The following is a 19386-nucleotide window of genomic DNA, read 5'->3' as shown; positions in this document are numbered from 1 at the left end:
ATTTTTTTATTTTTCATTTATTATAATTATACTTATACTTAAAAAAGGAGAAAAGATGTTTATAGCTGTCGAGGATTCTATAAAGTATTTTTTTGAGGAGATTTTAAAAGGCAAACTTACTCAAAGGGAGCATATAGAAGGTGAGCTTTATGGTGCGGCTATTATGCTTAAAAGCGAGATCGAGGGGGAATTTAACTTCTATCTTTTTTTCTCAAAAGAAGTTTTTGAGCATTTTAGATTGGTATTTTTGCAAAATGTAACTTTTCATGAGGGTGATTTTTGCGACTTGGCTAAAGAATGTGCTAATGAAATCATAGGCTATGCAAAGATGAAACTCAATGAAAAAGGCGGGGATTATGTCCTTGGCATACCTGAGTATTTAGGTAGAGTTGATTTTGGAAATTTCAAGCTTGATAAAGCTTTAACTTTTGATCTTAACGGAGCTTTATTAAGAGTGGGTTATAAAAAATATGAGTGAAAAATTAAATGAATTTGGTGATCATGCCGGCTTACTTGAATCATACGAAGATATCTTAGATATAACCGTTGATTTTGTCAGCGAACTTGGCACTACAAATATGAGCGTAAATGATCTTTTAAAGCTTGATGTAGGTTCTGTTATTGATCTTGAAAAGCCAGCTGGAGAAAGTGTTGAACTTTATATCAATAAAAGAATCTTTGGTAAAGGTGAAGTGATGGTATATGAAAAAAATCTTGCCATTCGTATTAATGAAATTTTAGATTCTAAAAGCGTTTTGCAATACTTTAAAAAAGAAGTATAATGAAATTTTTACTCTTGTTATGCTTTGCCTTGCCCCTTTTTGCTACTAAACTTGTTGATTTTAACGTGTATGAAAGAAGCGATAGGGTTGATTTGATGTTTGTTTTTGATAGTGCGTATAAGGGTAAGCTCGTCCAGAAAAAAGAAGGGAATTTCGTGCTTATCACACTTGATGGATTAAGTGTCGCAAAAGAAGAAAAAAGGGAACTCAAGTCAAATTTACTCAAGCAAATTCTCATCACCCCGCAAAATAAACAAACCCTTATCATGCTTGAAATGCAAAATAACGCAAGCGTGAATGCAAGTAGTGATAAAGATCAAATTTCACTTCGTGTAAGAGTTTTGCCTGAGGGTGTGAGTCAAAGCTCACTAAATACCTCTACGGCAAGCATTTTGAACTTAAAAAATGAAAATAACCAAAGCATAAAGCCTAAGAACTCGAGCTTAGAAGGCTTTGACTTTACAAATTATATCCTCGTTTTAAGTGTGCTTGTTTTGCTTTTAATCGTGCTTTGGTGGATTAAACGCAAACTTGAATACAAAAATAATTTCAACTCAAAAGAAGTCAAACTTATCTTTCAAAGACCTTTAGATAAAAATAATAAATTCGTCATACTTGAGTATGATAATAAACGCTATACCTTAATCATAGGAGCTTCAAACCTACTTTTACAAACAAGTGATGCACAGAGTGAAGAAAGTCTTGAACATACACCTAAAGAGCGTAGTTTTGATAGCTTTTTTGAGGAAAACAAACAAAAAATCCAAAATCTTATCAAAAAAAAGGAAAAACAATGAAAAAATGTCGATTAAGAAAGCTTGTGCTAGCTTTTGCTTGTATGCTAAGCCTTTCTTATGGCGATGAGGGCTGGGTATTGGATTGAAAATTATGGCGATGTGATGCAGTTTTTACCCTTAAGCTTGGTTATTTACATGCTTGTGATACAAGATTATGAGGGATTTAAATAACTTGCTTTAGGCTCTACTTTAATTCTTGCTTCGATTTACGCAGTAAAATACGGCTTCGTATCTCTTTTTAAACACGGTAAACACTCAACTAAAATTTCCCAGCATCCTAAAATGGTAGTTTTGATGGCTTTTCTAGTGGGCATACTTCTTTTGCCTTTGTTGCAGCTGACTTTTCTTATGGATAGTGAGAAAAAGATAGATCAAAATTATCAAAACACCTATAAGCTTATATTTTCATAATAAATTCTAAGTCTTGATCAAGGCTTTTGATTTAAAACAAGAACTAAGTCCTGAGGTAAGATGAGTTTTTTAAGCTCATCTTTTGGGATATTGAGATTTTTAATGCTGTAAAGATATAGGCTATTATTGTGAAGTGTAAATTCAAGTTTGCTTTCATTTGGGTGATTTAAAGCGATGATTTTTGCATAACCAAGCATAAAATTCAGCCAAGTCATAATCTCAAATGGAGGCAAAAGCTCCTTAAAAGGCTCAGCATAAATACCGATCTTTCGCCCAGCACTGCGAATAAGTATGGCAATGAGTGCTTTTTCTTGATGAGAAAAATTATAATTTAAAGCATTAAGTATAAAATATGAACTATGCTCGTTTGAAAAGTAAAAATTCAAATATGAGCCTATATTGCAAAGCTTAGCAGCATGAATTAATGTGCTTTTATAATGTGCGTCAAGATTGTGTAAATTTGAAAGCTCGTCAAAGAGCAAAGAAACATAATGAGGAATTTTGGTTTTTTGCTTGCCTAAAAATCGATCTTGCAAGGACCTTACACTTGGATTAAAATTGCTTGCAAAGCGTTTGTTAGGCGGTAAAATATCATTTAAATACACGCCCTCTCGAACCCCAACCCCGCTTGTGATCACTTCTTTAGTGCCAAGTTTGGTAGCAATTTTTGTAAAGATCAACGTGCCTTCTTTGATCGTATCAAAGCGATCTTTTTTGATACCATAATCATACAAATCCTCAATATTTGCATTTAAAATTCTCTCAAGGTGTTTTTTTTCATTTTCAAGTTTATAGCTAAACTCATGCAAGGTTTTCAGTGGATATGAGTTTTTGTCCATAATAGAACTTGAAATCGCCCTTAAACTTCCCCCTATAGCGATGAGTTTGTCGTTTTTAAAATGTTCTGGGATCAGTTTTAAACTCTCATCTAAAAAAGCGTCAAGCTTTTCAAGTTTGTTTGTATCATAAAATAGTTCCTTAAGCCTCACTGTTCCAAGGTCTAAAGAAAGACAGTCTTGAATTTTACCATCTTTGATCAAACACAGTTCGCTTGAGCCTCCGCCTATATCTAAGGTTGTGGCGTTTTTTATGTTTGAGAGTAAATTTAAAGCCGCTAATCCGCCTAAGTAAGATTCTGTTTTGCCGTCTATACAGCGTATATTTAAGCCAAGTTTAGTTTTTACTTCCTTGATAAAATCCTTGCCGTTTGGAGCATCTCTTAAGGCTGAGGTTCCAACAATGAGAATTTTTTTACATTTGTGTTTTAAAACCATTTCTTTAAAATACTCTAAAGTTTCTAGAGTTCTTTGCATGGCTTGAGCTTGTAAAAATTTAGCGTTATTATAAGCATTCTCGCCAAGTCTTACTTTGCGTTTGTATTCAGCTAAAGTATGAAAGGCGTATCGAGAGCTTTTTTCAAAGATAACAAGACGCACTGAATTAGAACCCAAATCCACTATAGCTGTTCGTTTTGCCATCACAAAACTCTCTAAGCAATTTGGGTTTGATTGTTGAGTTTTTGCATTATCTCAAACTTTAAATAGCTTATGATTTTTTAGGAAAACAAAAGCGATAACCGCGTCTTCTTACGGTTTCTATGGTTGAGATATTTAAAGGTTTGTCCATTTTTTGACGAATTTGATTGATAGCAACTTCGATAACATTAGGAGTAACAAGCTCCGGTTCTTCCCAAATCGCATCTAAGAGCTGTTCTTTAGAGACAATTTGATCAGAATGTCTTGCAAGATGTGTGAGAACTTCAAAAGGCTTGCCTTTAAGCTCTATTTCTTGTCCTTTATAAGTGATCTTTTCTTCATCTGGATCGATAGTAAGCTCATCTATCTTAATGACGTTGCTTCCACCCATTCTTAAACGAGCCTCGATGCGAGCTAAAAGCACATCAAAATCAGCCGGCTTTTTGATATAATCATCAGCACCAAGTTTAAGGGCTTTGATCTCATTTTGCTTGTCATTTTTAGCAGAGAGTATTAAAACAGCAGTGTGAGGAGATTTTTGCTTTACCACATTGATAAGATCAGCACCCTCGCCGTCTGGTAAGTTCCAACTTGAAAGCACAAGATCATAATGTCTAATACCGATAAAGTATTCGCCATCTTTGAAATTTTCTGAAGAATCAGTTTGATAGCCTGATTGATTGAGATTTTCTACGAGGTTTTTGTTTAAAGCATTGTCGTCTTCAATTACTAAAATTCTCATTGGATTAATCCTTAAATTTTTAAAATCTTAAGTGTAAATGATAACACAATTTAAGTAAATATTCAAAAAACTTTAAAAAAAAATTAATATTTTTTCTTTAAGTAAGCACCGCATTTTGCTTTTTTTATAATCTTTGGTTTATAAATGCTGATTTTTATAAATATTAAATTTGGATAAAGTTCTTTTAAATGAAGATTTATAAAGCTTAAAGCTTCTTCTAAGAGCTTAAATCGTTCTTCTTTGAAAGTCTTTTTAAGCCATTTGCAAATCAAAGCATAATCTAAAAAATCACTACTCTTAGCCTTGAGTTTAATGATAATTTTTTGCTTTTTTTCTCGCTCAAAATCCAAAATTCCAATGATGCATTTGAATTGAAGTTTTATTTTTATATGACTTTGCATTCTTCTTTGAAAATCAATCTTTTGATATTTGGTATATGTTTATAAAAGATAATAAAGCAAATGATAAGAATCGGTGCATGTGTATGAATTTCAGGCATATCGTAATGAAACACAAAAGAGGCGATGATAAAGCTTAATGCCCCGGCAAGTGAGGCAAGACTTGAAATTCTAAATACTTTACCAACCGCAAACCAAACAAACAAAGCCACTAAAAGCTCAAGTGGCAACAAAACAGCCATAACCCCAGCCCCAGTAGCTATACCTTTGCCTCCGTCTAAAAAAAGATAGATAGAAAAACAATGCCCAAGCACTGCAAAAACACCTATACTCCAAAGCATATTTGCATCAGCTCCCATAAATTTAGCGATTAAAATCGGACACGCTGCCTTAGCAAAATCAAGAACGACAGTTGCGATAGCAAGCTTTTTAGCTAGGGCTGGGTCAGTTTGTTTAACTACTCTTAAGACATTTGTTGCACCTATGCTTTTGCTCCCCTCGCTTTTGATATTTACTTTTGCAAAAACAAGGGCTAAGATCAGTCCAAAAGGAATAGAGCCCAAAAGATATATGCTAAGATAAATGAGTAAATTTGCCCCTTGATTTGAACTTATATCACCAAAAGCAAAGTTAAGCACGATGAAAAAGCCTACAAAAACATATAAAGCACTATCATCAAAGTCTAATTTTTTAAACGCACAAACGTGCAAAATAAGTCCAGAAGCCAGTCCGCAGATAATTTTAAGCATAAAATGAGTATAAAAAAATGGCACAACGCAGATCAAAACAGCTACGGCTAAGCCAAAAGCAAAGAGAGGGGTATTTTTTTGCATGAATTTTATCCTTATTTTTTGAAATTATACCTGAATTCATAAGCCATAAATTAACACATTCTTAAAAAATCTTTATAAATTCGCCTTTCTTAAAGTTTGCTTTTGTTATGATTAAAGAAAGGAGGGTAGGGTGCAAAATTGTGATGGATTAAAAAACAAATTTCAAGCTTTAGGTATAAATATGCAAGATAAACACTCACTTCAAAACCTCGAGTATGTGAAAATCTTACCTGTTTTGTGTGAGTTATATGAGCAAGATAAGCTTGCACTTGATACAATTTATCTTGATTTAAATATTAATAAAGAGCGTTTTTTGCGTGATTTTGCTACATTTAAAGGGTTTGAATTTCAAGCTTTAAAAGAGTATGATCCTTATTTTTTATCTAAGTTAAGTCTTAAGCAAATGAAAGAGTATCAATGTCTTGTTTTTCAAGAGGATGAAAATTTCATTTATTTTGCTTTTGCAAAAATACCTTCAAATGAACTTTTAGACAAGCTTCAAGCTTCTTTTAAGCATAAATTTATCAAAATTTTTCTTGCCAATCCTTCAAAGATAGAAAATTTCATTGAAAAATATAGCCTTGAATGCGAGATTAATGATTTGATCGCTGAACTTAAAATAGAACTTACACATAGCGATAAAAAGGATAAAAGTGCAGTAGCAAAGCTTTTTGAGCTTATTTGTTTGCAAGCTATAAAGCTTAAAGCAAGTGATATACACTTTGAACCAAGCAGTGAAGAAGCTTTGATACGATTTAGGATAGATGGACTTTTGGGTGTTTTTTTGCGAGTAGAGCTTGAAATTTATCATGCTTTGATTTTGTATGTCAAACTTTTGGCTCACTTAAATATGGCTGAGACAAGAAAAGCTCAAGATGGAAGTTTTATGATGGAATTTGAGGGCTTAGAATACGATTTTAGGCTTTCATCTTTGCCTTTGCTCTATGCTGAAAGTTTGGTGCTTCGAATTTTAGAACGAAAACAGAAATTTTTAAGCCTTGAAAATTTGGAGTTTGAAGCTAAGAATTTGCAACTTTTTCGCCAAAGTATTCAACTGCCTTTTGGTATGATCCTTGTTACAGGACCAACAGGAAGTGGAAAAAGCACGACTTTGTATGCGGCGATGAGTGAAATTCAAAATGAAAATAAAAAGATTATTAGTGTTGAAGATCCAGTAGAATACCGCTTAAGCTTAGTGCAGCAAATTTTACTTAATCCTAAAGCCGGGCTTGATTTTAACAATGCTTTAAGGGCGATTTTAAGGCAGGATCCAGATGTGATTATGATAGGTGAGATGAGAGATGAGCAAAGTCTTGATATAGCTGTTAAATCAGCTCTTACAGGGCATTTGGTGTTTTCAACTTTACATACAAATGACGCCGTTTCAGCCATTAGCAGAATGCTTGATATGAAAGCAAAGTCTTATTTGCTTGCTTCAGCTCTTACGCTCATCATCGCTCAAAGGCTTGTGCGAAAGCTCTGTAAGCATTGTAAAGAAAAAATCAATATTGAATTTGAAGGCGTAAAAGAAGAGTTTTTTGAAGCAAGGGGTTGTGAATATTGCAGACAAAGCGGTTTTGCAGGTAGGGAAGTGGTGGCTGAGTTTTTATTTGTTGATACACATTTAGCTGAAATGATTCGAGAAAATAAGAGTAAAAACGAGCTTTTAGCGTATGCAAAAAAACAAGGCTTTAAAACCATGTTTGAACTAGGTTTGGCTAAGGTAAGGCTTGGGATTACGAGCTTGCAAGAGCTTTTAAGGGTGCTAAGATGAAAAAATTTAGTATTCTTATCAAGTCTAAAAATAAAACAAAAAGCCTTATCATCAAAGCTCAAAACAAGCTAAAAGTTCAAGATGAACTTAGGGCTAAGGGCTTTAACATCCTTCGTATAGAGGAGTTTAGGTATTTTGATCTTAGTTTAAAGCCACAAATTTTAGCCTTGCTTTTTAAAGAGCTTTCCTTGCTTTTAGGTGCTGGAGTGAGCGTATCTTTAGCTTTTAAAGAGTTAAAAGCTCATCACAAAGATGCTAAAATCAAGCTTTTTTTAACACGAATTCTCCAAGCTCTTCAAAGCGGACAAAGCTTAAACATAGCTTTTGAAAATTCTGGTTTTGCTTTTGATAGGGCTGAGCTTGCCTTGATTAAGATGGGAGAGAATACAGGGGATTTGGCTAGTGTGTTTTTAAGACTTTGCGAACTAAGAGAAAAAAGCTTAAACAATATAAAACTTCTTAAGAAAGCTTTAGCATATCCTTTATTTGTTTTTGTATCTTTGATTGTGGTATTTTGTGCTTTAATGCTTTTTGTAGTGCCTGAATTTAAACTTATCTTTGATGATTTTGAGCTCGAATTGCCTCTTGTTACGCGTTTTATGCTGGCTATATATAATTTTTTGCAAGACTTTTTCATACCTTTGCTTGTGTTTTGCTGTGTGTTTTTGATGTTTTTTGTGTATTTGTATAAGAAAAATCACGATTTTGCGTATTTTAATCATGCTTTATTGCTAAAATTTCCTTTTTTCTCAAAGCTGATCTTTTATAATCAAAACACTCATTTTTTTATGATTTTTGCTCTGCTTTTGCAAAGTGCGTTGCCATTACAGCACTCTTTAAAACTTGCAAGAATGAGCCTAAGTAATCTTTTCTTGCAAGAAAAGTTTCAAAAACTAGACGAGTTGTGTGAGCAAGGTTTAAGGCTTGATGAGGCGTTTAAGAGGCTGGGTTTGTTTGAGCCTATAGTTTTGTCTATGCTAGCCGTAGCGATGAAAAGCTCAAAACTTCACGAGATGAGTGCGAAAATCGCTGAGTATTACGAGTTAAGACAAAATCATATCATGAATACTTTTTTACTTCTTTTAGAGCCTTTAATGACGCTTTTTGTAGCAATTTTGGTGTTATTTTTGGCTTTAGGAATTTTCTTGCCGATGTGGGAACTTAATTCTGGTGTGAGTTTTTGATATAAAATAAAAAATAAATCATAAAAAAACCAGATTTTTTCCATTGTGAGAAATGAAAGGGAATCATAACCTAATATTTAGTCATCGCAAGCTTAATAACCAATTCATTCTTGGTTTCAATTTTTGCACAACGGATTAATTTTCCTCAATTTCATTTTTAAAAAAAAGTATTAAATTGAAAAATTTATATTAAAAAAATGAATAGACGTGGTTTAGGGATTTTTATATGAAATTTCAGCAAGTTCTTGTATAGAAAAATCACTTATTTTTTCATAGCTAAAGCCTTCTTTGCTAAGATATTCAAGTAATGTTTTTTGCATTAGGGGTATAGCCTTTAAAAGCTCGTTTGAAAGCTTAAAACTCATAGGTTCTATGCGTTTTGGTATGACAGCTAGAATTTGAGTTTGGGGTAAATCCCCATTTAGCTCCATAAACTGCAGGGTTTGAAGCATTTCTATCTCATGAGCACTTCCACTCCAAGAAACTTTTTTTGGCATGGCTGAGTAAGGAAAGAAAAATACATCACCTATATTTGCATCATCAGCTTCTAAGCAATCTACAATGATAAGCCTATCATAGTCTGCAAGTATGTAACTAAGCTGAAAGGCTAAGGTGCCTCCGTCCATAAATTCAAGGCTTGCACTTGGGTGATGAAAGGTGTAGTTTTTTTGCATGAGTTTTACAAAATGTACGCCTACGCCCTCATCGGCAAACATAATATTACCTATACCAAGTACAAGATAACGCATTAAAATCTTTGATCATCTCTTATGTATTTATAGCCACTAAATATAGCATCTAAACTACCATCTTTACCTTTAAGCGAGTTAAATACAGCCATATAAATGTGTATAGGCACAAAAACAATAACAACCCACATTAAAAGCCTATGATAAATGCGAACTTCAGCTAATCCGCCAAGCATAGCTTCTATAGGGCGAAGTATGCCATACAAAAAGCCACCAAGTCCGTCATGATATACATGCACATATAAAGTAAGCCCTGTGATAATGATACCAAACATAACCGCATAAAAAAGAGTATAAGTTGCAAACTGCAAAGGATTATAACAACCTTTTAAATGTGGGTGTTTGCCTATGAAAAGATAGAATTTGAGCTGTTCTATCCATACTTTTGGGTTAAGTGTATCTTTAAGACTGACGCGTTCTTTGTGGCTGATTCTATCAAAGAAGAACAAATATACCTTGAAAAGAATACAAGAAAGCAAGATAAAGCCAGCAACTTCATGCACAAAGCGGTATTTTGCCTGCATAAAATTTGTTGGTTCGCCATTGCTTATAGGGCTTTGAAACACATAAGAAAGGTAAAAGCCTGTGCCTACTAAAATTACTATGCTAATAGCTCTAAGCCAATGTGCAACACGCAAACCTATGCTAAATTCATATTCAGTTCGTCGAGGCTGTCCGTCAAGATCAGGTCTTAGGCTATTGAGTGCAATTTTTTCTTTCATGTGAAGCTCCTTAGACATTTACGTTTACTTTGTATTCGCTTAAATCATTGCCTTTAGTATCCATAACATGCACAGAACACGCTATGCAAGGATCATAAGAGTGAATTTTGCGTATGATTTCAAGCGGTTGTTTGACATCGGCTATTTTAAGTCCTATGAGGCATTCTTCATAGCTTCCGCCTTTGCCTTTGCTATCTTTTGGAGAAGCATTCCAAGTGCTTGGCACCACAGCTTGCCAATTTTCAATCACGCCGTTTTTGATCCTGCACCAATGAGAAAGTGTTCCTCTTGGCACATTCCCTATATATCGTCCTTTATACTCTTTGTTTGGATCGATGACATAAGGTGCACAAGTGCTTTGATCTGTTTTTAAATTCTCAACCAAATTATTAAACGCTATAAGAGTATTATCAGCGACAACCTTTGCTTCTATACAACGAGCTGCGGTTCTTCCAAGTGTGCTTAAAACGGCTGTTATAGGAAGTCCTGTTGCTTTTAAGAACCCATCAACAACCGGCACGACATATTTGTTGCCCTTGACATAATTTACAGCTATATTTGCTAAAGGTCCTACTTGCATAGCTTCGCCATCATATCTTGGTGCTTTGATCCAGCTATATTTGCCTGCTGTGTTGAAATTCTTTGTTTTAACAACTTTGCCGTGATGATCTATGCTCTCACCATCAACAAGTCCAGTATAATTTGGCTCAGTTTCACCATCGTAAGGGTGCAAAGGAGCATCATTTTTATACCAAGAATGCGTTGCTTCTTCAGTAATCTTATCTTCTTCTACCTCATAAGCCTTGCTTAAATCGCCATTTTTAATGATGCCACTTTCAAAGAGCCATTCATTTGCCCCAAGTTGAAATTCTTGGAAAGTGAATAAATTTGGCACGCCCACATCATTAACCACACTTGCTTCTGTAGCGTATTTTTTCCCGGCCATAATTAAATCTGGATAATACGCACGGTTTACAAAGTCAGCTACTTCTTTGAATTTTTCTAGATACTCGCCCATTCTAGCTGGACTTAAAAGATCCATAACGCAAGTTACACCGCCGACTGTTAAGCTTTGCGGGTGTGGATTTTTAGCACCAAAAATAGCCATACATTGAGCGATAATCCTTTGTATTCTTAAACATTCAAGATAATGAGATAAAGCGATAAGATTTTCCTCTGGACTTAAGTGGTAAGTTGAGTGTCCATAATATGCGTTTGCAAAAGGTCCAAGATTGCCCTTATCTACAAAGGTTTTTACTCTTTTTTGCACTTCTAGGAGTTTATCAGCTCCAGTTGCATAAGGATTTGGAGTGAAAGTAAAAGCCAAATCACTTGCTTTTTTCACATCAGCACTTAAAGCTGAAACTATATCTACCCAGTCAAGTGCGTGGAGTTGATAAAAATGCACTATATGGTCGTGTAAGAAAAGGGCTGAGTTCATTAATGTTCTTGTTAAAAGAGCATTAAGCGGAGGTGTAATGCCAAGAGCGTTTTCAACTGCTGCAACACCTGCTTTGTAGTGAGAAAAGGTGCAAACCCCGCAAATTCTTTGTGTTAAAAAGCCAGCATCTCTTGGATCGCGTCCTTTAACGATAACTTCTATACCACGCCATAAAGTTGAGCCAGAATACGCTTCTTTGACGACATTATTTTCATCAACAACAACTTCAATTCTAAGGTGTCCTTCTATTCTTGTAATAGGATCTACAATAATTTTTTGACTCATTTTTATTCCTCATTTCCTTTTTTCATAGTTGCAATTGCAGCGTGAGCAGCTATAGCTACGCCTGTAAGACAAAGCACTCCTATACCGATTTTATCAGCCATAGAATCAGAACCCAAACTACCAAATACGCTGTTAAATTGGTGGCTTGCCAAAGGTTTTTCAAAAGGTTGCATGGTATCCCAGAAATTTGGCTCAGAACAACCTATACAGCCATGTCCTGATTGGATAGGCCAAGAAGTGTGCTGGTTAAATCTTTCTCTTGAACAATTGTTGAAAGTATAAGGTCCTTTGCAACCCATTTTATACAGACAATATCCATTTTTTGCTCCCTCATCGCCAAAATGTTCGACAAATTCGCCCGCATCAAAATGTCCCCTTCTTTCGCAAAGGTCGTGAATTCTTAAGCCGTAAGCCCATTTTGGACGATTATAAACATCTAAAGCTGGCTTGCCAAAGAGTAAAAACTGAAGCACATTGCCAACTATATTTTTTTCACTTGGCGGACAGCCCGGAACATTAATCACTTCTTTGTTTGTGATTTTGTGCAAAGGTTTCGCATTGCTTGGATTTGGGTGGGCTGCTTGAATGCCACCAAAGCTTGAACAAGTGCCTATAGCAAGGATGGCTTTAGCGTTATTACAGGCTTCAGTAGCGATTTGTCTGCCCGTTTTAGCGTAAGGTCCTATAGTAAGATAGTTTTCTGTATCTCCAAATGGAATTCCTCCCTCAACCATTAAAAAATAATTACCTTTGTATTTTTCAATAGCTGATTCTAAATTCTCTTCAGCTTGCCAACCAGAAGCTGCCATAACGGTTTCATGATATTCTAAAGAGATGTAGTCAAAAATAAGGCTATCAATGGTTGGCGTATCGCTTCTTAGTAAGCTTTCACTACAACCTGTACACTCAGCCATATGTAGCCATATAACAGGCACGCGATCAGTAAGTTCTGCAGCCCTTGCTACCATAGGTGCAAAGCTTGCAGGTAAGGCTAAAAACGCCGTCATTGCCCCAGCCCATTTCATAAAATCTCTTCTTGAAAATCCAGCTTCTTCTAAAGCTTTGGGTATAGAAGAATTTCCTTTCATAGAAGGCAAGCTTTCAAGCTCTTTTAAACGAGCTTCTAGTTCTTTAAAAGTCATTTTTACCCCTTTTTTGGTTTTTTATTTGAATAAGTTAATGATAAGATAAGATTTATTAATTTTAGTTTAATTTTGATAATTTATTTTTAAACGTGTGAAAAATAAACACGAGTAGAATTATACTTTGTAAGTTTTTGTTTAAAATTTGCTTATTTTTACATTATTTAATTTTCCAGCTTTACGGTGGTGATTTTATAATATAAATTTGTCGTTTTTAAGACATTTAACCTTGATCTTAAAAGCTCTTGAGCTGAGCTGATAAGGCTATTTTTAGCGTCAAGATAGTCTTTAAGTTCGCTTTTGCCAAGATTGTATTTTTGAGCGTAAGCAAGGGTTATTTTTTCTTGTTTTTCATTGATGAGTTTGATATTTGCTAAGAGTTTATTGTAAAATTCATAGTCTTTATAACATAAATAAAACTCATTGATTGCCGTTTGCAAGCTTTGTTCGTATTCAAGTCTTAAAGCTTCATATGCAAGACGTGAAATTTTGATATTTTGTCTTACCCTGCCATAGTCTAAAAAAGGTAAGCTGATCTGTAAATTTCCACCCAAAGTAAGAAGTTTAAAGTTTTGACTTAAGTTTTCATTACCCCCGCTTAAACTTGAGCCTAGACTTATGCTTGGAAACATTGATTTTTCAGCCACGTTAATGTTTAAAAAAGCCCCTTGAAGTGAGCTTGCTTTTGATTTTATATCTGGTCTGTATGCGAAAAGAGCCAAAGGAAGATCAAAATTTAAGCTCAAGTCCTTAAAATCAGCTAATCTAAGCGTGTCAAAAGAATTTATAAGTGCAAAATTTTGCTTTGCTCCAAGTAAATCTTTAAGGTTTTTAATTGTAAGTTCTTTATTTTGTGCGTTGCTGAGTAAATTTTGTCTGGCATTAAGCAAACTTTGCTCTATATTAAGCAAATCAAGCTCTTCTATCTTACCAAGCTCATATTTTAGAGCATAAATTTCTTTCATTTGCTCTAAGTTACTTAAATACTCACTTAAAAGGCTTTCCACGTCGTTAAAATACGCCAAATCAAAGATATTATCTATACTTGAATTAATAAGGCTTAATTTTAAACTTTCAAGATCAAACTCACTTGCTTTTACGCTAAACTCATTTGCTTTTCGTTCATCATAAATTTTGCCATAAACATCAAGCTCATAATTTAAATTTAAAGCATTTGAAAAATTTTGCGAATTTGTGCCTAAGTTCAAATCTTTTGCTACACTTGCTCCTAAATTTCCACTTAAAGTAGGATAAAGATCAAAATTGATTAAATCATATCTTGCAATAGCACTGAGTAGATTTATCCTTGCAACATTAAGTTCGCTGTTATTTTCAAGTATAGCTTGCATAAGGGCATTAAGCTTTTGATTTTCATACTCTTGCCACCAATTTTCATTGATTTTTAGTGTTCTTTGCTCGCTTTGTGTGAGTTCATGTTGCTTGAGATTAAGCTCTTTTGTGTGAAAGCAAGCTAAGAAAAAAATGCTTAAGATAAAAGTATATAAGATTTTCATTTTATTACTCCTTTGATAAGGCATTGATAGGATTTAAATTTGCTGCATTTTTAGCTGGGAAAAAGCCAAAAACAATGCCTATAAATACCGAGCTTAAAAGTCCTAAAAATACTGAAGAAATTGAAACAATCATCTTAAAATCAGGACTTAACACATTAAAAGCTTGCACTACAGCAAAGGAAAGCAAAATTCCAAGCACAGCTCCTAAGCAACATATCATAATCGCTTCGATTAAAAACTGCATTAAAATATCTTCTTTTCGAGCTCCTATTGCCATTCTTATGCCAATCTCTCTTGTGCGCTCACTTACTGAAACAAGCATGATATTCATCACTCCTATACCACCGACGATTAAAGCAATAAGGGCGATTGAAGTGATTAAAATTGTCATTGTTCTTGTGTTTTCTTCTATACTTTGACGAATGGCGTCTGAATTGATGGTAAAAAAGTCTTTTTGTCCTCTTTTAATCTCTAAAACCCTGATGATAGCTTGCTCAGCCACGCTTGGAGAAGCATCATCTTTGACTTTAGCCACGATCTCATTAAGTAATTTATCTCCAGTAAGCTTATTAATCAGCGTTGAAAAAGGTATATAAATTCGTATAGTCGTATCCTCAACCCTTCGGTTAAGGTCCTTTTTCAACACCCCAATAACCTTAAAAGCTTTATTAGCAAAGATAAACACCTTGCCTAGAATTTCATCTACAGCCATATCCTTAAATAAAGCATTGCGTCCATTATAATCGATCACAGCGACATTTGCACTTGTGGCTATATCATATTCATTTAAAATCCGCCCAAGCTCAAGCTCATAGCCCTTTATGCTAAATTCGTTTATCCCCACGCCTTCAGCCCTAGCATTAAGCATGATATTTTTATATACTATAGTTCCGCTCGTATCATCTTGAGGCTCAACCGCTTCAAGATAAGGAAGGCTTCTTAAGGTGCTTACATCGCTTAAATTAAGCCTTGTTTTCCCCGAACGAATATCGCCAAAACCCTTACCAGCTCTTATTTCTATCGTATTTGTCCCAAGTCTTGAAATGGAGGCTAAAACTTGCTCTTGAGAGCCAAGCCCAAGTGCGACAACACAAACAACTGAGGCTATACCTATGATGATACCAAGCATGGTTAAAAGCGAGCGAAGTTTATGAGCGATGATTGATGAATAAGCGATTTTGAAGCATTCAAAAAGCTGATTTTTAAGCAAATTATAAGTTTTTCTTTCACTAGGCATTGCTTGTATGCTTGTTTTTGAGATGTGTTTTGGTAAATTTAAGTCTTTATTTTGGGTTGTTTGAGTTCTGTTTTGGCTATCTTTGATGATTTGTCCGTCTTTGATTTCTATGATTCTTTTTGCTTGTGCGGCTATACTTGGATCATGTGTTACAAGGATTATAGTGTGTCCTTTGGCATTAAGTTCTTTTAAAATTTCAAGCACCATCACGCCACTTTTACTATCTAGTGCCCCAGTTGGTTCATCAGCTAAGATAAGCTCTCCTCCATTCATCAACGCTCTTGCTATACTTACTCTTTGCTGCTGTCCGCCACTGAGTTCATTTGGCTTAGAATCAAGTTTGTGATCAAGTTCAAGTTCCTTTAAAAGCTCTTTTGCTCTTGTATTCCTTGATTCTGTGCTTTTGCCTGCATATACAGCTGGTAAAGCAACATTTTCTTTGGCACTAAGCAGACTTAAAAGGTTATAACGTTGAAAGATAAAGCCTATTTTTTCGCGTCTTAATCTTGCTTTTTCATCTTTACTCATCATCGTTACTTCATAATCTTGAAAACGATAAAAACCAGAGCTTGGTTCATCAAGCGTGCCGATGATATTTAAAAGTGAAGTTTTACCACTTCCACTTTGTCCTATTATAGCGACAAATTCGCCTTTTTCAATGTGTAGATTTATGCTTTGTAAAATCGGTGTTTGTCCGATTTGCTTATAAATATTTTCAAGACTGATCATCTTAACGAGGACCCATTCTTATGCTTGAACTACTTTTAGCATTCAAATCACCTACGATTAAGGTATCATTTTCGCTTAAACCTTCTGTGATTTGGGTATTTAAGCTATCTTTGATACCAAGTTTTATATAGCGTTTTACAGGCTTTTTATTTTCAAGCACCAAAGCATAATATCCCCTTTGATCGCTTTGTATAGCATAAGTTGGTATAGCAATGACATTTGAAGCACTTGCAACGATGATCTCATTTTCTAAGCTCATACCTATGCGTAAAAAATTATCTTTATTTTTCACAAAAAAACGAGCATAATAATAAATTGCTGAACTTGAATTTGTTGAGTTAGAACTTGAGCTTGCTCCACCACTTGTAGCATCACTTTGCGTCGTATTTGCTGGATCTATACTGGCTATCTTTGCGTCGTATTTAGTATCTGGATCATTTAAGGTGGCAAATTTTACAGCTGTGCCGACTTTGATCTTACTTACATCAGCTTCAGCGATTTCCATACGCACTTCCATTTCGTCTAAATTTGCAATTTTTACTATGGTTGGTGTGTTTTGATTAGCATTTACGGTTTGTCCTTCATCAACAGCGACATTGATGATAATGCCATTCATTGGAGCTGTTATGGTGGTGTAACCTAAATCTTTTTGGGCGTTTTTAAGGCTGATTTCAAGCTGGACAACTTGAGCCTCAAGCTCTGCAACATTTGCTTTTAAAGTATAAAAATTGTTTTTTAGACTTTCTAGGCTTTCAAGCGAAGTTGCTTTGCTTTCATAAAGCTTTTGCTCTCTTTTGTATTGATTATCAGCAATTTCAAGGGCGACTTTTTTACTTTCTAAATTTGCTTTTGTGCTTTCAAGCTGGGCTTTGGTGATATCAAGCTCGTTTTGCTGTTTGTCTTTATCAATTTGAGCGATTAAATCCCCAACCTTAACCCTATCACCAATATCTACATAAAGTTTGATAATCTGCCCGCTTACTTGAGCGCCCACATCAACTTGTTCTTTAGCATACACTTCGCCTACTGCTTCTATGCTTTGTTCTATGTTGGTTCTGCTCACGGCTTGAGTGATATAAGAGTTTGTGTTTGTATTATAGAAAAAGAAATAATACACGATCAAAATGATAAGTATCAACGCAACGCTTGCTAAAATAAGCATTTTATGAGCAAGTAGCCTTGACTTTAATTGCAACAAAAAATTCAAACTAAAAACCTTTTATCAAAATTTAAAAACATAATTTTAATCTTAAAAAATGAATTAAAGGTGAATTAAATACAAGTTTCAAAAAGTAAGGCAAGCTTTTAAGTCTTAGGTTAAGGTGTAGATGAAGAGGGTTGTTTTACCAGTGGTTTTAATGAAGCGACTAAATTGCCAAAGGATGATAAAATTTATACAAAAAGAGCTAAGAGTTTTGTAAATTCCATAACAAGTTTAGAAAAAAATCCTACTGCTAGAGCTTTTACAAGTGTAGATTTGGCTAAAAGTTTAGCTAGAGCTTATCAAGTTTTCACAACTTGTAGGCAGTATTGAGGGAAATTTCACAAAGAAAGATATTGATACCCCCCCCCCCATTTTTTTTTTTTTAAAAAAAGTAAAAGATAACAATTTAAATTTAAAAAGTCTTGATTTCAATTCAAGTTTGTTTTCAAATTCAAAATGGCTTCAATCTTAAATTTATGTGCCAAATCAACCTTCCTTTGGCGATATTTTCAAGCAAAAAATCCTCGCTAACTTGTTTTTTAGCAACTTCTTGCATTTGAGTGGTGAAAACGCCCTTTTTAGCATAAGACATTTGAGTATTCATTTGATCTTCTTGTTTGAATTTGAAGATAAATGAAGGAAGTTTGAGTGTGAGAAATGAGGAGTGTTTATCTTTTCGTATGCAAAATTTACAATATTTAAAGATAAAAACAGCAAAAACATAAATATTCCCGGCACTAGCATTATTTAGTTTTAGTTCGGTCTTAAGCCTTACACAAGCTCCGTCATTTATGAGGCTGATTTTAGTTTAAATTTGCTTTAATAAAGCTCAATTTAGCTTTTATTTTTGTGCGATTAAAACACCTTCTATAAGCTTTTTAATATCCCCATCTAAAATAGCTTCAACATTGCCAAAAGCTTCATTTGAACGCGTATCTTTAACCTGCTGATAAGGAAAAAGCACATAAGAGCGAATTTGATGACCCCAGCCCATTTCGCTTTTTTCTCCTACTTGACTCGCATCTTGTTGTTTCATAAGTTCTAGCTCATAAAGGCGAGATTTTAGCATTTTAAAGGCTGTGGCTTTGTTTTTGTGCTGATTGCGATCGTTTTGGCACTGCACCACTATGCCACTTGGAAAATGCGTGATCCTTACAGCTGAATCGGTTTTATTAATATGCTGTCCTCCAGCTCCGCTAGCACGGTAATAATCCACTCTTATATCTTTGTCAGCAATTTCTATTTCTATATCATCATCAAGTTCAGGGCTTACCATAACGCTACAAAAGCTTGTGTGCCTTCGTCCTGCACTATCAAAAGGGCTAGTTCTTACAAGGCGATGTATGCCATTTTCAGCCTTTAAATATCCATAAGCATTGACACCTTTTACCAAAAAGCTAGCATCTTTTAGCCCAGCTTCTTCGCCTTCTTGAAAGTCTAAGGTTTCAACCTTAAAGCCCTCTCGCTCGCAAAATCTTAGATACATTCTATAAAGCATACTTGCCCAGTCATTGCTTTCTGTTCCACCAGCTCCGGGGTGGATGGAAATAATGGCATTTTTATTGTCATTTTCATCGCTTAAAAGCATAGAAATTTCAAGCTGACTGATATGCTCTTCAAGGCTTTTAGAATCCTCAAACAAAGCTTGAAGTGTATCTAAATCATTTTCAGTATTAGCTAGATCAAAAAGTTCATTGGCGTCATTTAGGGCATTAAAAGCATTTTCATAATTTTTAAGCAAATTTAAAAGCTTAGTTTTTTCTTTGCCAATGCTTGCTGCATTTTTAGCATCCTGCCAAAAATCAGGCGAGTTTTCAAGCTCTTCTATTGCTTTTAAACGCGTTTTAAGCTCATCTGGCTTGATGATAGATGCGATATTGCCGACTTTATTTTTTAAGCTTTTTAAAAGTTCGCTATATTCATAAGTATCCATTTTATCCCTCAAAAAACCTAAATTCTAACAAAAC

The 19386-nt window shown here is 34.6% G+C and carries 18 protein-coding genes and 1 pseudogene; 6 read left to right on the top strand and 13 right to left on the bottom strand.

Annotated elements, in window-relative coordinates:
* The first annotated feature begins 55 nt into the window (after nucleotides 1-55).
* The 3 genes from DMB91_RS05425 to DMB91_RS05415 are packed head-to-tail and all read left to right on the top strand — an operon-like array spanning nucleotide 56 to nucleotide 1579.
* The gene (locus tag DMB91_RS05425; protein ID WP_034905089.1) at nucleotides 56-478 is read left to right on the top strand and encodes a hypothetical protein; all 423 of its coding nucleotides are present in this window, start codon (nucleotides 56-58) and stop codon (nucleotides 476-478) included.
* Nucleotides 471-782: a flagellar motor switch protein FliN gene (gene fliN, locus DMB91_RS05420; protein WP_034905094.1), complete on the top strand. Its 312-nt coding sequence runs from the start codon at nucleotides 471-473 to the stop codon at nucleotides 780-782. Before DMB91_RS05425 ends, fliN begins: the two co-directional genes overlap by 8 nt.
* Nucleotides 782-1579, top strand: a complete 798-nt coding sequence (locus tag DMB91_RS05415; RefSeq protein ID WP_034905100.1) for a hypothetical protein — start codon at nucleotides 782-784, stop codon at nucleotides 1577-1579. The genes fliN and DMB91_RS05415 overlap by 1 nt, the downstream gene beginning before the upstream one ends.
* A gap of 428 nt (nucleotides 1580-2007) precedes the next feature.
* Here the strand turns inward: DMB91_RS05415 and DMB91_RS05410 are convergent, their stop codons facing one another.
* The 4 genes from DMB91_RS05410 to plsY all read right to left on the bottom strand — a co-directional run bounded on the left by DMB91_RS05410 (nucleotide 2008) and on the right by plsY (nucleotide 5219).
* Nucleotides 2008-3468 carry a Ppx/GppA phosphatase family protein gene (locus DMB91_RS05410; protein ID WP_034905102.1) on the bottom strand — a complete coding sequence of 487 codons (1461 nt, stop codon included), beginning with the start codon at nucleotides 3466-3468 and terminating at the stop codon, nucleotides 2008-2010.
* 67 nt (nucleotides 3469-3535) lie between these two features.
* On the bottom strand, nucleotides 3536-4207 hold the full coding sequence (hsrA, locus tag DMB91_RS05405; RefSeq protein WP_034905105.1) for a homeostatic response regulator transcription factor HsrA: 672 nt from the start codon (nucleotides 4205-4207) through the stop codon (nucleotides 3536-3538).
* Nucleotides 4208-4290: 83 nt separating this feature from the next.
* Nucleotides 4291-4608, bottom strand: a complete 318-nt coding sequence (locus tag DMB91_RS05400; protein ID WP_034905107.1) for a dihydroneopterin aldolase — start codon at nucleotides 4606-4608, stop codon at nucleotides 4291-4293.
* Nucleotides 4593-5219, bottom strand: a complete 627-nt coding sequence (plsY, locus tag DMB91_RS05395; protein WP_034905131.1) for a glycerol-3-phosphate 1-O-acyltransferase PlsY — start codon at nucleotides 5217-5219, stop codon at nucleotides 4593-4595. The genes DMB91_RS05400 and plsY overlap by 16 nt, the downstream gene beginning before the upstream one ends.
* Nucleotides 5220-5568: 349 nt before the next feature.
* Between plsY and DMB91_RS05390 the strand changes: the two genes are divergently transcribed.
* Together DMB91_RS05390 and DMB91_RS05385 are read left to right on the top strand one after the other, a co-directional pair.
* Nucleotides 5569-7212, top strand: a complete 1644-nt coding sequence (locus DMB91_RS05390; RefSeq protein WP_081946918.1) for a GspE/PulE family protein — start codon at nucleotides 5569-5571, stop codon at nucleotides 7210-7212.
* Nucleotides 7209-8396 carry a type II secretion system F family protein gene (locus tag DMB91_RS05385; protein ID WP_034905109.1) on the top strand — a complete coding sequence of 396 codons (1188 nt, stop codon included), beginning with the start codon at nucleotides 7209-7211 and terminating at the stop codon, nucleotides 8394-8396. Before DMB91_RS05390 ends, DMB91_RS05385 begins: the two co-directional genes overlap by 4 nt.
* 212 nt (nucleotides 8397-8608) lie before the next feature.
* Here the strand turns inward: DMB91_RS05385 and DMB91_RS05380 are convergent, their stop codons facing one another.
* From DMB91_RS05380 to DMB91_RS05350, 7 genes are all read right to left on the bottom strand, one after another.
* Complete coding sequence (locus DMB91_RS05380) at nucleotides 8609-9145, bottom strand: HyaD/HybD family hydrogenase maturation endopeptidase (RefSeq protein WP_034905112.1); 537 nt, start codon at nucleotides 9143-9145, stop codon at nucleotides 8609-8611.
* Entirely contained in the window at nucleotides 9145-9867 is a 723-nt protein-coding gene (gene cybH / locus DMB91_RS05375) for a Ni/Fe-hydrogenase, b-type cytochrome subunit (RefSeq protein WP_052043207.1), read from the bottom strand. The genes DMB91_RS05380 and cybH overlap by 1 nt, the downstream gene beginning before the upstream one ends.
* A 10-nt stretch (nucleotides 9868-9877) precedes the next feature.
* Nucleotides 9878-11593 (bottom strand): nickel-dependent hydrogenase large subunit, encoded by a 1716-nt coding sequence (locus DMB91_RS05370; protein ID WP_034905114.1) that lies wholly within the window; start codon nucleotides 11591-11593, stop codon nucleotides 9878-9880.
* Nucleotides 11594-11595: 2 nt separating this feature from the next.
* The gene (locus tag DMB91_RS05365) at nucleotides 11596-12735 is read right to left on the bottom strand and encodes a hydrogenase small subunit (RefSeq protein WP_034905116.1); all 1140 of its coding nucleotides are present in this window, start codon (nucleotides 12733-12735) and stop codon (nucleotides 11596-11598) included.
* A gap of 164 nt (nucleotides 12736-12899) precedes the next feature.
* Nucleotides 12900-14249: a TolC family protein gene (locus DMB91_RS05360; protein WP_034905124.1), complete on the bottom strand. Its 1350-nt coding sequence runs from the start codon at nucleotides 14247-14249 to the stop codon at nucleotides 12900-12902.
* Nucleotides 14250-14253: 4 nt separating this feature from the next.
* Nucleotides 14254-16215, bottom strand: a complete 1962-nt coding sequence (locus DMB91_RS05355) for a MacB family efflux pump subunit (protein WP_034905125.1) — start codon at nucleotides 16213-16215, stop codon at nucleotides 14254-14256.
* 1 nt (nucleotide 16216) lies between these two features.
* On the bottom strand, nucleotides 16217-17377 hold the full coding sequence (locus tag DMB91_RS05350; RefSeq protein WP_034905134.1) for an efflux RND transporter periplasmic adaptor subunit: 1161 nt from the start codon (nucleotides 17375-17377) through the stop codon (nucleotides 16217-16219).
* Between the two features lie 210 nt (nucleotides 17378-17587).
* On the opposite strand from DMB91_RS05350, the gene DMB91_RS08870 reads away from it, so the two are divergent.
* Nucleotides 17588-17749, top strand: a complete 162-nt coding sequence (locus tag DMB91_RS08870) for a hypothetical protein (protein WP_156104124.1) — start codon at nucleotides 17588-17590, stop codon at nucleotides 17747-17749.
* Nucleotides 17750-17865: 116 nt separating this feature from the next.
* Here DMB91_RS08870 and DMB91_RS08865 read toward each other — a convergent pair.
* Nucleotides 17866-18023, bottom strand: a pseudogene (locus DMB91_RS08865) (hypothetical protein); the annotation flags it as partial.
* Nucleotides 18024-18260: 237 nt separating this feature from the next.
* A complete protein-coding gene (gene prfB, locus DMB91_RS05345) occupies nucleotides 18261-19352 on the bottom strand; it encodes a peptide chain release factor 2 (protein ID WP_034906306.1) in 1092 nt (363 codons plus the stop codon).
* Nucleotides 19353-19386: the final 34 nt, after the last annotated feature.

This window comes from Campylobacter sp. MIT 97-5078 (assembly GCF_006864455.1).
Taxonomy (GTDB): domain Bacteria; phylum Campylobacterota; class Campylobacteria; order Campylobacterales; family Campylobacteraceae; genus Campylobacter_D.
Note: the sequence above shows the minus strand (reverse complement) of the source record. Positions and strands in the feature narration are given on the sequence as shown.